The organism is Escherichia sp. E4702 (assembly GCF_963883545.1).
Taxonomy (GTDB): Bacteria; Pseudomonadota; Gammaproteobacteria; order Enterobacterales; family Enterobacteriaceae; genus Escherichia.
This window is the reverse complement of the sequence record NZ_CAWORF010000036.1, coordinates 245,588-259,691: the sequence shown is the minus strand read 5'-3', so window position 1 is coordinate 259,691 and position 14,104 is coordinate 245,588. Positions and strand designations below refer to the sequence as shown.

The 14,104-nt window shown below is 48.4% G+C and carries 15 protein-coding genes; 10 read left to right on the top strand and 5 right to left on the bottom strand.

Annotated elements, in window-relative coordinates; all coding sequences use genetic code 11:
* Positions 1-915: 915 nt before the first annotated feature.
* From AACU94_RS22440 to dapA, 6 genes are read left to right on the top strand one after another with little or no spacing between them, the layout of a single operon-like run.
* Positions 916-1,317, top strand: coding sequence for a PTS sugar transporter subunit IIA (locus AACU94_RS22440; RefSeq protein ID WP_135488642.1), 402 nt, complete (start codon positions 916-918; stop codon positions 1,315-1,317).
* 6 nt (positions 1,318-1,323) lie between these two features.
* Positions 1,324-1,809, top strand: a complete 486-nt coding sequence (locus AACU94_RS22435; protein WP_000029256.1) for a PTS system mannose/fructose/N-acetylgalactosamine-transporter subunit IIB — start codon at positions 1,324-1,326, stop codon at positions 1,807-1,809.
* 16 nt (positions 1,810-1,825) lie between these two features.
* A complete protein-coding gene (locus AACU94_RS22430; RefSeq protein WP_135488641.1) occupies positions 1,826-2,572 on the top strand; it encodes a PTS mannose/fructose/sorbose/N-acetylgalactosamine transporter subunit IIC in 747 nt (248 codons plus the stop codon).
* Positions 2,565-3,419 (top strand): PTS system mannose/fructose/sorbose family transporter subunit IID, encoded by an 855-nt coding sequence (locus AACU94_RS22425; protein ID WP_000368745.1) that lies wholly within the window; start codon positions 2,565-2,567, stop codon positions 3,417-3,419. Before AACU94_RS22430 ends, AACU94_RS22425 begins: the two co-directional genes overlap by 8 nt.
* A 1-nt stretch (position 3,420) precedes the next feature.
* Positions 3,421-4,341: a phosphoglycerate dehydrogenase gene (locus AACU94_RS22420; RefSeq protein WP_135488640.1), complete on the top strand. Its 921-nt coding sequence runs from the start codon at positions 3,421-3,423 to the stop codon at positions 4,339-4,341.
* Entirely contained in the window at positions 4,341-5,225 is an 885-nt protein-coding gene (dapA, locus tag AACU94_RS22415; protein WP_135488639.1) for a 4-hydroxy-tetrahydrodipicolinate synthase, read from the top strand. The genes AACU94_RS22420 and dapA overlap by 1 nt, the downstream gene beginning before the upstream one ends.
* A gap of 103 nt (positions 5,226-5,328) precedes the next feature.
* Here dapA and rpoH read toward each other — a convergent pair whose 3' ends face one another.
* The 4 genes from rpoH to ftsY form a co-directional block, all read right to left on the bottom strand.
* Positions 5,329-6,183 (bottom strand): RNA polymerase sigma factor RpoH, encoded by an 855-nt coding sequence (rpoH, locus tag AACU94_RS22410; protein WP_000130217.1) that lies wholly within the window; start codon positions 6,181-6,183, stop codon positions 5,329-5,331.
* Between the two features lie 244 nt (positions 6,184-6,427).
* A complete protein-coding gene (gene ftsX, locus AACU94_RS22405) occupies positions 6,428-7,486 on the bottom strand; it encodes a permease-like cell division protein FtsX (protein WP_130209080.1) in 1,059 nt (352 codons plus the stop codon).
* A complete protein-coding gene (ftsE, locus tag AACU94_RS22400; protein ID WP_000617723.1) occupies positions 7,479-8,147 on the bottom strand; it encodes a cell division ATP-binding protein FtsE in 669 nt (222 codons plus the stop codon). The genes ftsX and ftsE overlap by 8 nt, the downstream gene beginning before the upstream one ends.
* 2 nt (positions 8,148-8,149) lie before the next feature.
* Positions 8,150-9,643, bottom strand: coding sequence for a signal recognition particle-docking protein FtsY (gene ftsY, locus AACU94_RS22395; protein ID WP_135488638.1), 1,494 nt, complete (start codon positions 9,641-9,643; stop codon positions 8,150-8,152).
* Between the two features lie 186 nt (positions 9,644-9,829).
* Between ftsY and rsmD the strand changes: the two genes are divergently transcribed.
* Positions 9,830-10,426: a 16S rRNA (guanine(966)-N(2))-methyltransferase gene (gene rsmD, locus AACU94_RS22390; protein WP_130209084.1), complete on the top strand. Its 597-nt coding sequence runs from the start codon at positions 9,830-9,832 to the stop codon at positions 10,424-10,426.
* A complete protein-coding gene (locus AACU94_RS22385; RefSeq protein WP_089635439.1) occupies positions 10,416-10,685 on the top strand; it encodes a DUF1145 family protein in 270 nt (89 codons plus the stop codon). Before rsmD ends, AACU94_RS22385 begins: the two co-directional genes overlap by 11 nt.
* Before the next feature lie 2 nt (positions 10,686-10,687).
* Here AACU94_RS22385 and AACU94_RS22380 read toward each other — a convergent pair whose 3' ends face one another.
* Complete coding sequence (locus AACU94_RS22380) at positions 10,688-11,047, bottom strand: DUF2500 domain-containing protein (RefSeq protein ID WP_130258728.1); 360 nt, start codon at positions 11,045-11,047, stop codon at positions 10,688-10,690.
* Positions 11,048-11,188: 141 nt separating this feature from the next.
* On the opposite strand from AACU94_RS22380, the gene AACU94_RS22375 reads away from it, so the two are divergent.
* Positions 11,189-11,815, top strand: coding sequence for a lysoplasmalogenase (locus tag AACU94_RS22375; protein ID WP_064527705.1), 627 nt, complete (start codon positions 11,189-11,191; stop codon positions 11,813-11,815).
* 73 nt (positions 11,816-11,888) lie between these two features.
* The gene (zntA, locus tag AACU94_RS22370; RefSeq protein WP_135488637.1) at positions 11,889-14,087 is read left to right on the top strand and encodes a Zn(II)/Cd(II)/Pb(II) translocating P-type ATPase ZntA; all 2,199 of its coding nucleotides are present in this window, start codon (positions 11,889-11,891) and stop codon (positions 14,085-14,087) included.
* Positions 14,088-14,104: the final 17 nt, after the last annotated feature.

The following is a 14,104-nucleotide window of genomic DNA, read 5'->3' as shown; positions in this document are numbered from 1 at the left end:
GTGTTGTGGTGTTGTGATTCAGCACTTTATTTCGTTTTATGCATGACTACCCGTGCTTTAGCAGCATACTCTGCTAAAACATACCCCATTTTTATGATATTGGAATAGCTATTTTGACAGTTTATTAACAATCTGCGGGAAGGTTGGCGTTTGCCACAAGAAGAAATTCGCCTAAACAAGCGTTACTGCAAAAATAGCCTGGTACATCAAATGATGATGCTATCACGCATACCTCAAACCTGAACACGATAAAGCTTACCGAGCAAAATACATCACAATTCCCGCAATCAAATAAACAAAATAACGGCAATAAACATTGCTGATAACTGGCCTGTACTCAGTTTTGGAATGGACCTCCCTTGAACATTTTTCCCTGACATGTCGTCTGGTTTCAAATATTCCTCATACCCATAACCTCCCCGAATGTTGCTCTATAGCATTTAATTTATTAGTAGAAACGGCTATAGCTCAATTGTGTTTTTTCCAGATTGAGCATATCCCTTTTCCTATCCTGAAATTTAAAACAAGCTTTAAATATAGATAATTAGCATAAAATCTATCTTCTTTAAGCGTAGTACGTTCTCTTTCTTATATATAATTTTTATAAATCATAAGTGTTGATTTATTTATTCGACGTATTTTTGGTTCACGGGAACTCATTTGCTAAATAAATATAAAAACATTAAATTATCATTAATTATGATGTATAACACGTTATAAGCCCTGTTTTTTATTACAAACAATTTATTAGCAATTTTCGCTAATGCTATCAACTGTGATCTTGCTAACATTATCGCCAAAGAAAAAATAATATAAATCACAGACCAAAGACTACTTTTCGGAAAGCTAAAAACATTCATATATTGAATATTATCTCTTATCTGACCTCTGTATATATTAAAAGGAATTTATCATTTGAATCAGTTCAATATTATAATTCTGACACACGGTGAGGCAGGGAATGCTTTACTCGCCAGCAGCGAAATGATTGTAGGTAAAACACCGCATACCACAGCTATTTCTCTGATGCCGGGGATGTCACCTGAAACACTTATGCAACAAGTAAAAGCCATACTCAATCCTGATGTAGAAACAATCATATTTACGGATATTTATGGCGGTACACCTTCAAATATCGCCTACCTTCTTTCCCGAGAATTTCCCATTCGCTGCATCAGCGGTGTCAATCTGGCAATGTTAATTGAAGCCAACATGCTACAGGATTCTGACGAAGAACTGTCCTTTGATGAATATATTCAGCATGTACATGATGCTGGTAAAGAGATGATTCAAACTTATTATTTTAATAAAGGATGATAAACCATGAGTATAGTACATGCCCGTATTGATTACCGTTTAATTCATGGACAAGTCATAACAAAATGGCTAAAAAGGAGTGATGCCAATAAAATAATTGTTATTGATGATCCCTTGTCACGCGATCCTTTCCTGGCTGAAGTCTATAAGATGGCAGCGCCAAGTGGTGTTGAAGTCATAATGACCTCCATTGAAGATACGTTACAACGCTGGAACAGCAATAGTTTCTACGAAGGTAAATTACTAATTCTTTTCAAATCGATCGATTCTGCATTAAAAACCATACAAGGTGGTTTGATGTTAGAGGAATTACAAGTCGGTGGTGTTGAAAATACGCCAGGGAGAAAAATAGTTTTCAACCAAATATCACTCAATCACGAAGATGCCGACAAACTTCAAATCATTGAAGATAAGAATATTAAAGTTTATTTCCAAACTATTCCTGAAGAAGATCCTGCCAGCCTACAAAAAATCAAAAATAAGTTACCTTAATTAAGGAGAGGAACTTATGTCTATTTTTACAGCAGCAATTATTGCTCTGGTATATTGGATATCCCAAGCAAAAGTATGGTACGGTTTTTCTATTATGCGTATGCCATTATCGATAGCACCTATAATGGGGCTAATCTTTAATGATATGCCAACCGCTTTATCTGTTGGGGCCACCTTACAGATGATCTATATCGGGAGTATTGCCCCGGGTGGAAACCCTCCTGCAGATGAAGGCCTGGCCTCGTGTATAGCAATCCCAATTGCACTTACCGCAGGTATTAAACCAGAAATTGCTATCTCTTTGGCTATTCCACTGGGATTGCTCGGCGTGGTTCTGGAAAACGTGCGTAAAACACTGAATACCACATTTGTCCACATGGCTGATCGCTACGCAGAAAAAGGAGATATCAAAGGCATCCAACGCGCAGCCACAATATATCCTCTCCTGTTAGCCTTTCCGATGCGTTTTGTACCGGTATTCATCGCCTGCCTGTATGGCCCGGATGCCATTGCCTCTTTTGTAAACCTGCTTCCCGCCTGGTCGACCAATGGCCTGGCAATTGCCGGTAATATTTTGCCCGCACTCGGTTTTGCGATAACCATCATTGTTATCGGTAAGAAACAATACATCCCTCTGTTCATTATTGGCTTTTTCCTCGTGACCTATTCAGGCTTGAATACCATTGGCATCTCTATTTTTGGACTCTGTGCCGTCCTCTTATATATGCAGTCACAAAATGCAAAAGGAACTAAAAATGGATAATATAATTGAGTCAGGATACTCAGAATCCTCCCCTATTACGAAAAGAGATGTTCAGATTGTTTGGCTAAAATGGCACGCGTTCTCTGAAACATCGTTGAACTTTGAACGTTTACAAGCACTGGCATTTTGCAATGCTATGACCGGCGTATTGGCGAAGCTATACCCGGATGAAAAAGATCTCGCCAAAGCCTTACAGCGCCATTTAACCATGTTCAACACACAGGCTAACTGGGGCTCGGTTATTGCTGGTATTAGTATTGCGCTGGAGGAAAAAGCCGCCCAGGAATCAGAAGAACAACGTGAATCAACAACACAACTTGTTACGGGTTTAAAAACCGGTCTTATGGGGCCTGTATCGGGTATTGGTGACACGTTAGACTTTGGTACATTGCGCCCCATTGTTATTGGTGTCTGTATCCCGTTTGTTATTCAGGGATATGTTATTGCCGCACTTCTCCCCCTGATTTACCAGGTTAGTTATATGTTCTTCGCCAGCCGATTTGCACTTAATATCGGCTATAAAAAAGGGAAAGAATCAATTCTGGAAATTTTGCATTCCGGGAGCATACATCGAATCATTGAAGGTGCTGGAATGTTCGGGCTGTTGATGATGGGGGCGCTTTCAGCAACGTATGTAAAAATTAAGACGCCATTGCACATTACAACCGGCGGTGGCAATACCATCGTCTTACAGGATATGTTAGATAAAATTGTCCCTAACATGTTGCCGCTTATTGCCGTGTTGGGTATTTATTTTTACATACAAAAATGTGGTCCACATTTCTTACGTATTCTGGTCACTATTCTCGTTTTGAGTCTGGCATTTTCTTTCTTTGGCCTTTTATAAAATGAAAAAGATAATTATCACCCCCCGGCCTTTTGTGGGTAAAGGCAAGGTCTATATTGATCAATTAAAATCCGCAGGTTATCACGTTGAATGTAACAATAGTGGAGGTCGATATAGCAAGGAAGAACTCATCGAGAAAATTAAAGACGCAAATGCCATTATCACCGGAAACGATCCTCTGGACAGAGAAGTCATTGATCAGGCCAAAAATTTGAAGGTTATTTCAAAATATGGCGTAGGGTTAGACAACATAGATGTTGATTACGCAAACAGTAAAGGCATCGTTGTACATAAAGCTCTTAATGCCAACTCTATTTCTGTTGCAGAAATGGCAATCCTGATGATGCTCTCCAGTTCCCGAAAATATGTTGAAATCGAGAATCAGGCAAGAAATGGTAAGGACGTCAGGCTTGTCGGTTATGAGCTACATCAAAAAACTCTGGGATTAATTGGACTTGGTGCAATTGGTCAACATGTTGCCCATATCGCTCATTCTATGGGAATGACGATCACTGCTCATGATCCCCATATTGATAAAAGCAAGGTTCCATCCTATATAGAACTTAAATCACCTGATGAAATATATCAGTACAGCGATATCATTTCTCTGCATTTACCTTTACTGGGCAGCACTCGCAATATAATTAACGACTCTGTATTTGAGAAAATGAAATCTTCGGCCATTTTAATCAATACAGCCAGGGGTGGATTGGTCGATGAGAAAAGTTTATATACCGCACTTAGCAATCAAAAAATTGCTTTTGCCAGTGAAGATATTGAACTGAAAGAACGTTCAAAAGAACTCACAGAACTTAAAAATTACTCTATTACCCCTCATGCCGCTTCATTTACCGATGAGGCCGACCATAACACGATGCAAATTTCTATTAAAAATGTATTACAGGAACTGGAGAAAGAGTAATGAAAGAGTTTAAAGGAATTATTACCGCAATGGTAACGCCTTTCGATGAAACGGAAAAAATGGATATCGCAGCGGCGAAAAAAATGGCGCGCTGGTTGGTTGACAAAGGTGTTCATGGCTTATTCATTTGCGGAACTAATGGTGAATTCCATTTGCTTTCCGATGACGAAAAAGTTGAGTTAACAAAAGCCGTCGTTGAAGAGGTCGGTAATGAAGTGACCATTTGTGCAGGTGCTGGGTGCTGCAGCACAAAACAAACCATCGAATTGACTAAGCGGTTAGTTGATGCGGGCGCCGATTATATTTCTGTTGTCACGCCGTACTATCTGGTACCAAATCAGGAAGATTTATACCGTCACTATTATGATATTGCCTTCAGCACAACAGCGCCCATCATTCTCTATAACCTGCCGGGCCAGACAGGATTAAGCATTGAATACGAAACGGCAAATCGTTTAGCCGATATCAAAAATATCGTAGCGATAAAAGACAGTAGCGGTAAATTCGAAGTCCAGAAACAGTATCTGGAAATCGCTAAACATAAAAACTTTAAGGTATTAAACGGCTCTGACTCGTTAATGCTGGATGCATTTAAAGAAGGTTCTGTGGCTGCTGTCGCTGCGACATCGAATGTTCTGCCTACTATTGAAGTCGATTTATATAACTACTTCATGGCCGGTGAACTGGATAAGGCGCAAGAAGAGCGTAATAAAATGGATGCACTGCGCATGACGATCAAGAAAATGACCGCGCCTGCAGTAATGAAAGAAGCATTAAACCTGATGGGCGTGAAGGCAGGTATTACCCGTAGACCAATTCATATGCCAAACGACGCAATCGTTGAAGACATCAAGGATATGTTGAAAGGCTATAATTTCCTGTAAAGGACAAATGCCGGATGTATCTCTTGTCCTGCAAGATAGCGCAAACAAAAACCCCCGGACTCAAATCCAGGGGTTATCTGTGGCAACTTAACGCGCTGTGCAGTTACGCTTCAATGGCGGCGCGAAGTTTTTTCATCGCGTTCTTTTCCAGCTGGCGCACACGCTCAGCGGAAACACCGTAACGGTCAGCCAGTTCCTGCAACGTGGACTTGTTGTCTTCGTCCAGCCAGCGCGCGCGGATGATGTCCTGGCTACGTTCGTCCAGACCCTGCATCGCGTCGGTCAGTCGGTTTGCCGCCTGCTCTTCCCAGTTATCATCTTCAATACCGTCGGCAAAGTTGGATGATTTATCCTGCAGATAGAGCACCGGAGCCATCGGCTGGCTATCGGAATCGTCGTCGGAAGACAGGTCAAAGGTCATGTCCTGCGCTGCCATACGCGACTCCATCTCACGCACGTCTTTGCTGGTTACGCCCAGTTCACGGGCCACCATTTCGACTTCGTCCTGGTTAAACCAGCCCAGACGCTGCTTGGTTTTACGCAGGTTGAAGAACAGTTTGCGTTGCGCTTTGGTGGTCGCAACTTTAACGATACGCCAGTTACGCAGAACGTATTCGTGGATCTCTGCTTTGATCCAGTGAACGGCGAAGGAGACCAGGCGCACACCCACTTCCGGGTTAAAACGGCGCACTGCTTTCATCAGGCCGATGTTACCTTCCTGAATCAAATCCGCCTGTGGCAGGCCATAGCCCGCATAATTACGAGCAATATGAACAACAAACCGCAGGTGAGACAGGATCAGCGTTTTAGCTGCTTCCAGATCGCCATGGTAATGCAGCTTTTCAGCCAGCGCCCGCTCCTCGTCAGCCGACAACATCGGCCACGCGTTAGCTGCCCGGATGTAGGAATCCAGGTTGCCAACAGGGGCTAAAGCTAAACTTTGCATTTTGTCAGTCATTCAAATCCTCTCAATCGATATCTTCTGGCGCCTCAGTGGTAGCAACAACTGTGCCAGAGCTTAAGAGCAATGAGGTTATCATTCACTGTTTTATCAGACCGTGATTTTATCCACAAGTTCAATGCAACGCTGTGAATAAATTACGCACAAAATGTGACATAGAGATGAAATACCGGGAAGAGACAACGGGGTCTCTTTCCCTGCTACGGAACCCATTGCAGGGAAAGAGTATAACACGCTTTTATTATTCAGGCGTAAAATGGCGTAAATGTTGTACCGTGGCAAGCCAGGCTGCCACCCAGCCAATCATCGAACACACCAGCAGCAAAAGCAGACATTCATCGAACGATAAGCCATTGATATCAAACTTAGTTCCGAAAACCTGCGCCACTTCCGCCACCGCTGACGACAAACGCAGTACCAGAATTTCTGACAAAATTAATGACAACAATGCGCCAGAAAATCCCAGCAGTGCACCGCCGTACAGGAACGGGCGAAGGATGAAACCATCCGTTGCACCAATCAGTTTCTGCACGTTGATGGAGTCACGGCGAGCAAAGATGCTCAGACGTACGCTGTTGCCGATGACGAGGAACACTGCCGCCACCATCAATACGCCGATCATCGCCGAAACGCGCCCGACCAGCCCGGTCAACGCCGCCAGACGGGCAAACCAGCTGTCATCCATCCGCACTTCGTCAATGCCGTTAATCTGAGTGATTCGATCGCGCAGCGTATTCAGTGACTCCGTCCCCTGGAAATCGAGTTTCGGGATTACCACTGCCACTGCCGGAAGTGGGTTTTCTTCCAGCATATCCAGCGCACCACCAAAACCAGACCAGTTACGGAACTCGCCCAGTGCATCTTCACGAGAAAGATAGTTCACTTTCTCCACGCCCTGCTCGGCCTGTAGCTGCGCCACCACGCCCGCAGCGGCGTCATCATCCAGCGTTTTTTGTAGATAAACGGTGATTTGTGGTGACGGATAATACTGCGTCGCCGCCTGGTTAACGTTTTTGTACACCATATAGCAGACGCTTGGCAGCGTCAGCGAGATGGCGATGACCATCACGGTTAGAAACGTGGCGAACGGTTTGCTTTTCAGATCCTGCAAAGCGCCGTGGAACGCATAGCGCACCTGTTCGTTGAAAACGTTGGTTTTGCGATTTGCCGGTTTTGGCGAGGACTTCGCGCGTTTCGGCGCGTTACGCCCACCGTCGCCAGAGCCACCAGCCGATTTACGGAAGCGATCAAGACGCCCGCCAAACTGCCGGATATGATTGATTGCATCGCGCTTATTCATGGCCCACGCCTCCATGCAAGTGACCATCGCTCAGGGTGAGCATGCGATAGGAACGTCGTGAAATCAGGTTGATGTCGTGTGTTGCCATCAATACTGTTACCCCAACGCGATTAAACTCTTCAAACAGACGTAAAATCCCTTCTGACAGCGCATCATCCAGGTTACCGGTCGGTTCGTCCGCCAGCAGTACCGCAGGTTTGTTCACCACCGCGCGGGCAATGCCAACGCGCTGCTGTTCACCGCCAGAAAGCTGTATTGGAAAGTTTTTCGCTTTGTCCAGTAGCCCGACTTTGTCCAGCGCCGCCGATACACGGCGACGAATATCGTCACCGCTGGCACCGGCGATAATCAACGGGATCGCCACGTTATCATAGACAGTACGGTCCATCAGTAGATGGTGATCCTGGAAAATCATGCCGATCTGGCGGCGCAGAAACGGAACTTCACGGTTTTTCAGACGCGTGATGTCATGGCCGCTAAACCAGATTTTCCCGGCGCTTGGCCGCTCAATCCCACAGATCAGCTTCAGGAGGGTACTTTTCCCTGCACCGGAATGACCGGTCAGAAACGCCATCTCACCCGGCTGCATATGAAACGTAACGCCCTGCAGCGCCTGTCTCCCACCGAGATAAGCCTTGCTGACATGTTCAAAGCGAATCATTGTTAATCCTCTCGGGCAAAAAGTGCCTCTATAAAGTCGTCCGCTTTAAACGGACGCAAATCCTCAATACGTTCGCCGACACCAATATAGCGGATAGGAATACCAAACTGGTCAGCCACCGAGAAAATTACCCCGCCTTTCGCCGTGCCGTCCAGTTTCGTTAACGTGATGCCGGTTAAGCCAACCGCTTCGTGGAACAGTTTGGCCTGGCTTACCGCATTCTGCCCGGTGCTGGCATCGATAGTCAGCATAACTTCATGCGGGGCTTCAACGTCGAGTTTCTTCATCACGCGGACGATTTTCTTCAGCTCTTCCATCAGGTGCGATTTGTTCTGCAGGCGTCCGGCGGTATCGGCAATCAGAACGTCAACATTACGCGCCTTCGCAGCCTGAATGGCGTCGAAGATAACAGAGGCGGAATCCGCACCGGTATGCTGAGCAATCACCGGGATATTGTTGCGCTGCCCCCAGACCTGAAGCTGCTCAACCGCTGCCGCACGGAAAGTATCGCCCGCCGCCAGCATCACAGATTTACCTTGCTGTTCAAACTGACGCGCCAGCTTACCAATCGTCGTGGTTTTCCCCACGCCATTGACGCCCACCATCAGGATCACAAACGGCGCTTTGCCTTCGACGTTCAGTGGTTCATCGACTTTCGCCAGAATCTCGCCCATCTCTTCTTTCAGCAGGCCATAGAGCGCCTCGGCGTCACGAAGCTGCTTGCGGGATGCGCCTTCTGTCAGATTGGTGATGATTTTACGCGTGGTTTCCACACCCACATCGGCGATCAAAAGCTGCTCTTCCAGCTCTTCAAACAGATCATCGTCGATTTTTTTACCGCGGAACAGGCTGATAAATCCGGAACCGAGATTTTCTTTGGTTTTTAACAGGCTGCGTTTCAGGCGCGCGAAGAAACCTTCTTTGGTCGGTTTTTCTTGCTCCTGGGCAATTTCTTCAACCGGCTGCTCTTCTTCTGCCGGAGGAACCACCATCACCGCCTCTTCTGCCGCCAGCGCCTGTGCTTCCAGCTCTTCGTCGGTGATTTCTTCTTTAGCCGCTTCTTCTTGCGCCGCTTCGACAATCTCCACGGTTTCCGCTTCTGCCTGCCATTCTTCTGGCGAAACTTCTTCGGCGTTGACGTCTTCCGGCAATGGCAGCTCTTCACGTTCAATAGCCACTGGCTCCGGCGTGACTTCAGGTTCAACTACCGGTGCTGGCGATTCTTCCACTACGGGTTCTGGCTGTGCACTAACTTCCGCTTCGATAACAGCTTCAGGCTGCACTTTCTCGCTTTCGGCAACCTGTTCAGTCACTTCCACCACTTCGGCAGCAAAAGTTTCCGCCTCGGCTTCAGTATGGGCCTGCGGCAACGCCTCAACAAGTTGTTCAGCAACCTTCGCAGGCTCTTCTGCCTGGACAGTTTCTTCTACAACCGATTGATCATTTTGGACTTCTGTCTCTTTTTCCGGGGTCTGCTCTTTTTGACCAAAGCCCAGCCAGGAAAAAAAGCCACGTTTTTTTTTCTTTCGCCATCTGCGACTACACTCCTCGCTGTTGCTTCATGGCACAGCGTTAACGCTATGTACATAGCAGCTAAAAAAATGATGAAATAGTCTATCACTTAACTGAATACACATCACCGCCTGCAATTATGTGTTATCTGGCGGATTGAGCAATTTATCATGAAAAAACCGAATCATTCCGGTAGCGGCCAAATCCGCATTATTGGCGGGCAGTGGCGAGGCCGTAAACTCCCGGTTCCGGACAGCCCAGGCCTGCGCCCCACCACCGATCGCGTGCGCGAAACGTTATTTAACTGGCTGGCTCCGGTTATCGTCGATGCGCAATGTCTGGATTGCTTCGCCGGTAGCGGCGCGCTGGGGCTGGAAGCCTTGTCTCGCTACGCTGCGGGCGCCACGCTGATTGAGATGGATCGTGCGGTGCATCAGCAATTAATCAAGAATCTGGCAACCCTGAAAGCAGATAATGCGCGGGTGGTTAACAGCAATGCAATGTCATTCCTGGCGCAAAAAGGCACGCCGCATAATATCGTGTTTGTCGATCCGCCATTCCGCCGAGGCTTGTTGGAAGAAACCATTAATTTACTGGAAGACAACGGCTGGCTGGCTGACGAAGCCTGGATATATGTCGAGAGTGAAGTCGAAAACGGTCTGCCTACTGTTCCGGCAAACTGGTCGTTATATCGGGAAAAAGTGGCGGGGCAAGTTGCTTATCGGTTGTATCAGCGTGAAACACAAGGAGAAAGTGATGCTGATTAATATTGGACGTTTGTTAATGCTTTGCGTATGGGGATTTTTAATCCTCAATCTTGTTCAGCCATTTCCGCGACCGCTGAATATTTTCGTTAACGTGGCGCTGATTTTTACCGTGCTGATGCATGGTATGCAGCTGGCGCTATTGAAATCCACTTTGCCGAAGGATGGTCCGCAGCTTACCACCGCCGAAAAGGTGCGTATTTTCCTTTTCGGCGTGTTTGAACTGCTGGCCTGGCAGAAGAAATTTAAAGTTAAAAAATAACCTTATTGTTCGCCAACAAAACTGACAAAACGCGTGCCTTTATAGCTCAGCGTACCTTTATCGCCCACTGTCAGGGCGTGGTACTGCTGGGCGTCGAGGCGGAACGTCTGCTCCAGTCCACCGCTTTGCGGTTTGAAGCTTGCCTCATAGCGCATACTGGTGCCAGCCGGAGTCACTTCCTGCTGGCGCGAACGGCGATCGTTAATTGGTTTTTCCCGCTTGTTACTCACCACCACCAGCTTTTGCTGGAGCGGTGCCATATCATTATCAACTTTTTCCCGCCGCTGCTGCATAAAGCGAAACGATGCAGCGACAACAATTAAGCCAATGATAACAATAAAGAAAAGAGGTGGTTTACTCATCTTTGTACCTTATCGGAAAATGCGGAAATAAGCATACCCTGCCCGTTATGGTGTTGTCATCTGTCCGCCCTCGCCACTAAACTGAATAGCAAGACTGTAGGCATTCCGCTTACTAAATAATAACGAATTCAAGGAACTAAGATGCTTTGGTCGTTTATCGCTGTCTGTCTTTCCGCATGGCTATCTGTGGATGCCTCCTATCGTGGTTCAACCTGGCAACGCTGGGTGTTTAAACCGTTAACTCTTCTTCTCCTGCTATTACTGGCCTGGCAAGCGCCGATGTTCGACGCGATTAGCTATCTGGTACTGGCGGGGCTATGTGCGTCGCTGCTGGGCGATGCGCTAACGCTATTACCACGTCAGCGTCTGATGTACGCCATTGGCGCATTTTTCCTCTCTCACCTGCTGTACACCATCTATTTCGCCAGCCAGATGACGCTCTCTTTCTTCTGGCCATTGCCGCTGGTGCTGCTGGTACTGGGCGCGCTGTTGCTGGCCATTATCTGGACACGCCTGGAAGAGTTACGTTGGCCCATTTGTACCTTTGTCGGTATGACGCTGGTGATGGTGTGGCTGGCAGGTGAACTGTGGTTCTTCCGTCCGACCGCTCCGGCGCTCTCTGCGTTTGTCGGCGCTTCGTTACTGTTTATCAGCAACTTTGTCTGGCTGGGTAGCCACTATCGCCGCCGCTTCCGGGCCGATAACGCCATTGCTGCTGCCTGCTACTTTGCCGGTCACTTCCTCATCGTCCGCTCGCTGTATCTCTGATAAAACTTGACTCTGGAGTCGACTCCAGAGTGTATCCTTCGGTTAATGAGAAAAAACTTAACCGGAGGATGCCATGTCGACTCCTGACAATCTCGGCAAGAAAGCCCCTCAATTTGCTGCGTTCAAACCGCTAACACCGGTAAAGAACGCCAACGACTGTTGCTGCGACGGCGCATGTTCCAGTACGCCAACACTCTCCGAAAACATCTCCGGCAACCGCTATAGCTGGAAAGTCAGCGGCATGGACTGTGCCGCTTGTGCGCGCAAGGTAGAAAATGCCGTGCGCCAGCTTGCAGGCGTGAATCAGGTGCAGGTGTTGTTTGCCACCGAGAAGCTGGTGGTTGATGCCGACAATGACATCCGCGCACAAGTTGAATCTGCGGTGCAAAAAGCAGGCTATTCCCTGCGCGATGAACAGGCCACCGACGAACCACAAGAATCACGCCTGAAAGAGAATCTGCCGCTGATTACGCTTATCGTGATGATGGCAATCAGTTGGGGACTGGAGCAGTTCAATCATCCGTTTGGTCAACTGGCGTTTATCGCGACCACGCTGGTTGGGTTGTACCCAATTGCTCGTCAGGCATTACGGCTGATCAAATCCGGCAGTTACTTTGCTATTGAAACGTTAATGAGCGTAGCCGCCATTGGTGCGCTGTTTATTGGCGCAACGGCTGAAGCTGCGATGGTGTTGCTGCTGTTTTTGATTGGCGAACGACTGGAAGGCTGGGCCGCCAGCCGCGCACGTCAAGGGGTCAGCGCGTTAATGGCGCTGAAACCAGAAACCGCCACGCGCCTGCGTAACGGTGAGCGGGAAGAGGTGGCAATAAACAGCCTGCGCCCTGGCGATGTGATTGAAGTTGCGGCAGGTGGGCGTTTGCCTGCCGACGGTAAACTGCTCTCACCGTTTGCCAGTTTTGATGAAAGCGCCCTGACCGGCGAATCTATTCCGGTGGAGCGCACAACGGGCGATAAAGTCCCTGCTGGTGCCACCAGCGTAGACCGTCTGGTAACGCTGGAAGTGCTGTCAGAACCGGGTGCCAGCGCCATTGACCGGATTCTGAAACTGATCGAAGAAGCCGAAGAGCGCCGCGCGCCCATTGAGCGGTTTATCGACCGTTTCAGCCGTATCTATACGCCCGCGATTATGGCCGTCGCTCTGCTGGTAACGCTGGTGCCGCCGCTGCTGTTTGCCGCCAGCTGGCAGGAGTGGATTTATAAAGGGCTGACGCTGCTACTGATTGGTTGCCCGTGTGCGTTAGTTATCTCCACGCCCGCGGCGATTACCTCCGGGCTGGCGGCGGCGGCACGTCGTGGGGCGTTAATTAAAGGTGGCGCGGCACTGGAACAGCTAGGTCGCGTTACCCAGGTGGCGTTTGATAAAACCGGAACGCTGACCATCGGGAAACCACGCGTTACCGCCATCCATCCGGCAACGGGTATTAGCGAATCTGAACTGCTGACACTGGCAGCGGCGGTCGAGCAAGGCGCAACGCATCCACTTGCGCAAGCCATAGTTCGTGAAGCGCAGGTCGCAGCACTCGCCATTCCCGCCGCCGAGTCACAGCGGGCGCTGGTCGGGTCAGGTATTGAAGCGCAGGTTAACGGTAAACGCGTATTGATATGCGCTGCTGGTAAACATCCTGCTGATGCATTTGCTGGTTTGATTAATGAACTGGAAAGTGCCGGGCAAACGGTAGTGCTGGTGGTACGTAACGATGACGTACTTGGTGTCATTGCATTGCAGGACACCCTGCGCGCCGATGCCGCAACTGCTATCAATGAACTGAACGCGCTGGGCGTCAAAGGGGTGATCCTTACTGGCGATAATCCACGCGCAGCGGCGGCAATCGCCGGGGAACTGGGGCTGGAATTTAAAGCGGGCCTCTTGCCGGAAGATAAAGTCAAAGCGGTGACCGAGCTGAATCAACATGCGCCGCTGGCGATGGTCGGCGACGGTATTAACGACGCGCCAGCGATGAAAGCTGCCGCCATCGGGATTGCAATGGGCAGCGGCACAGACGTGGCGCTGGAAACCGCAGATGCAGCATTAACCCATAACCACCTGCGCGGCCTGGTGCAGATGATTGAACTGGCGCGCGCGACTCACGCCAATATCCGCCAGAACATCACTATTGCGCTGGGGCTGAAAGGGATCTTCCTCGTCACCACACTGTTAGGGATGACCGGCCTGTGGCTGGCGGTGCTGGCAGATACGGGGGCGACGGTGCTGGTAACGGCGAATGCATTAAGGTTGTTGCGCAGGAGATAAAGGTGTTGCCTGATAGC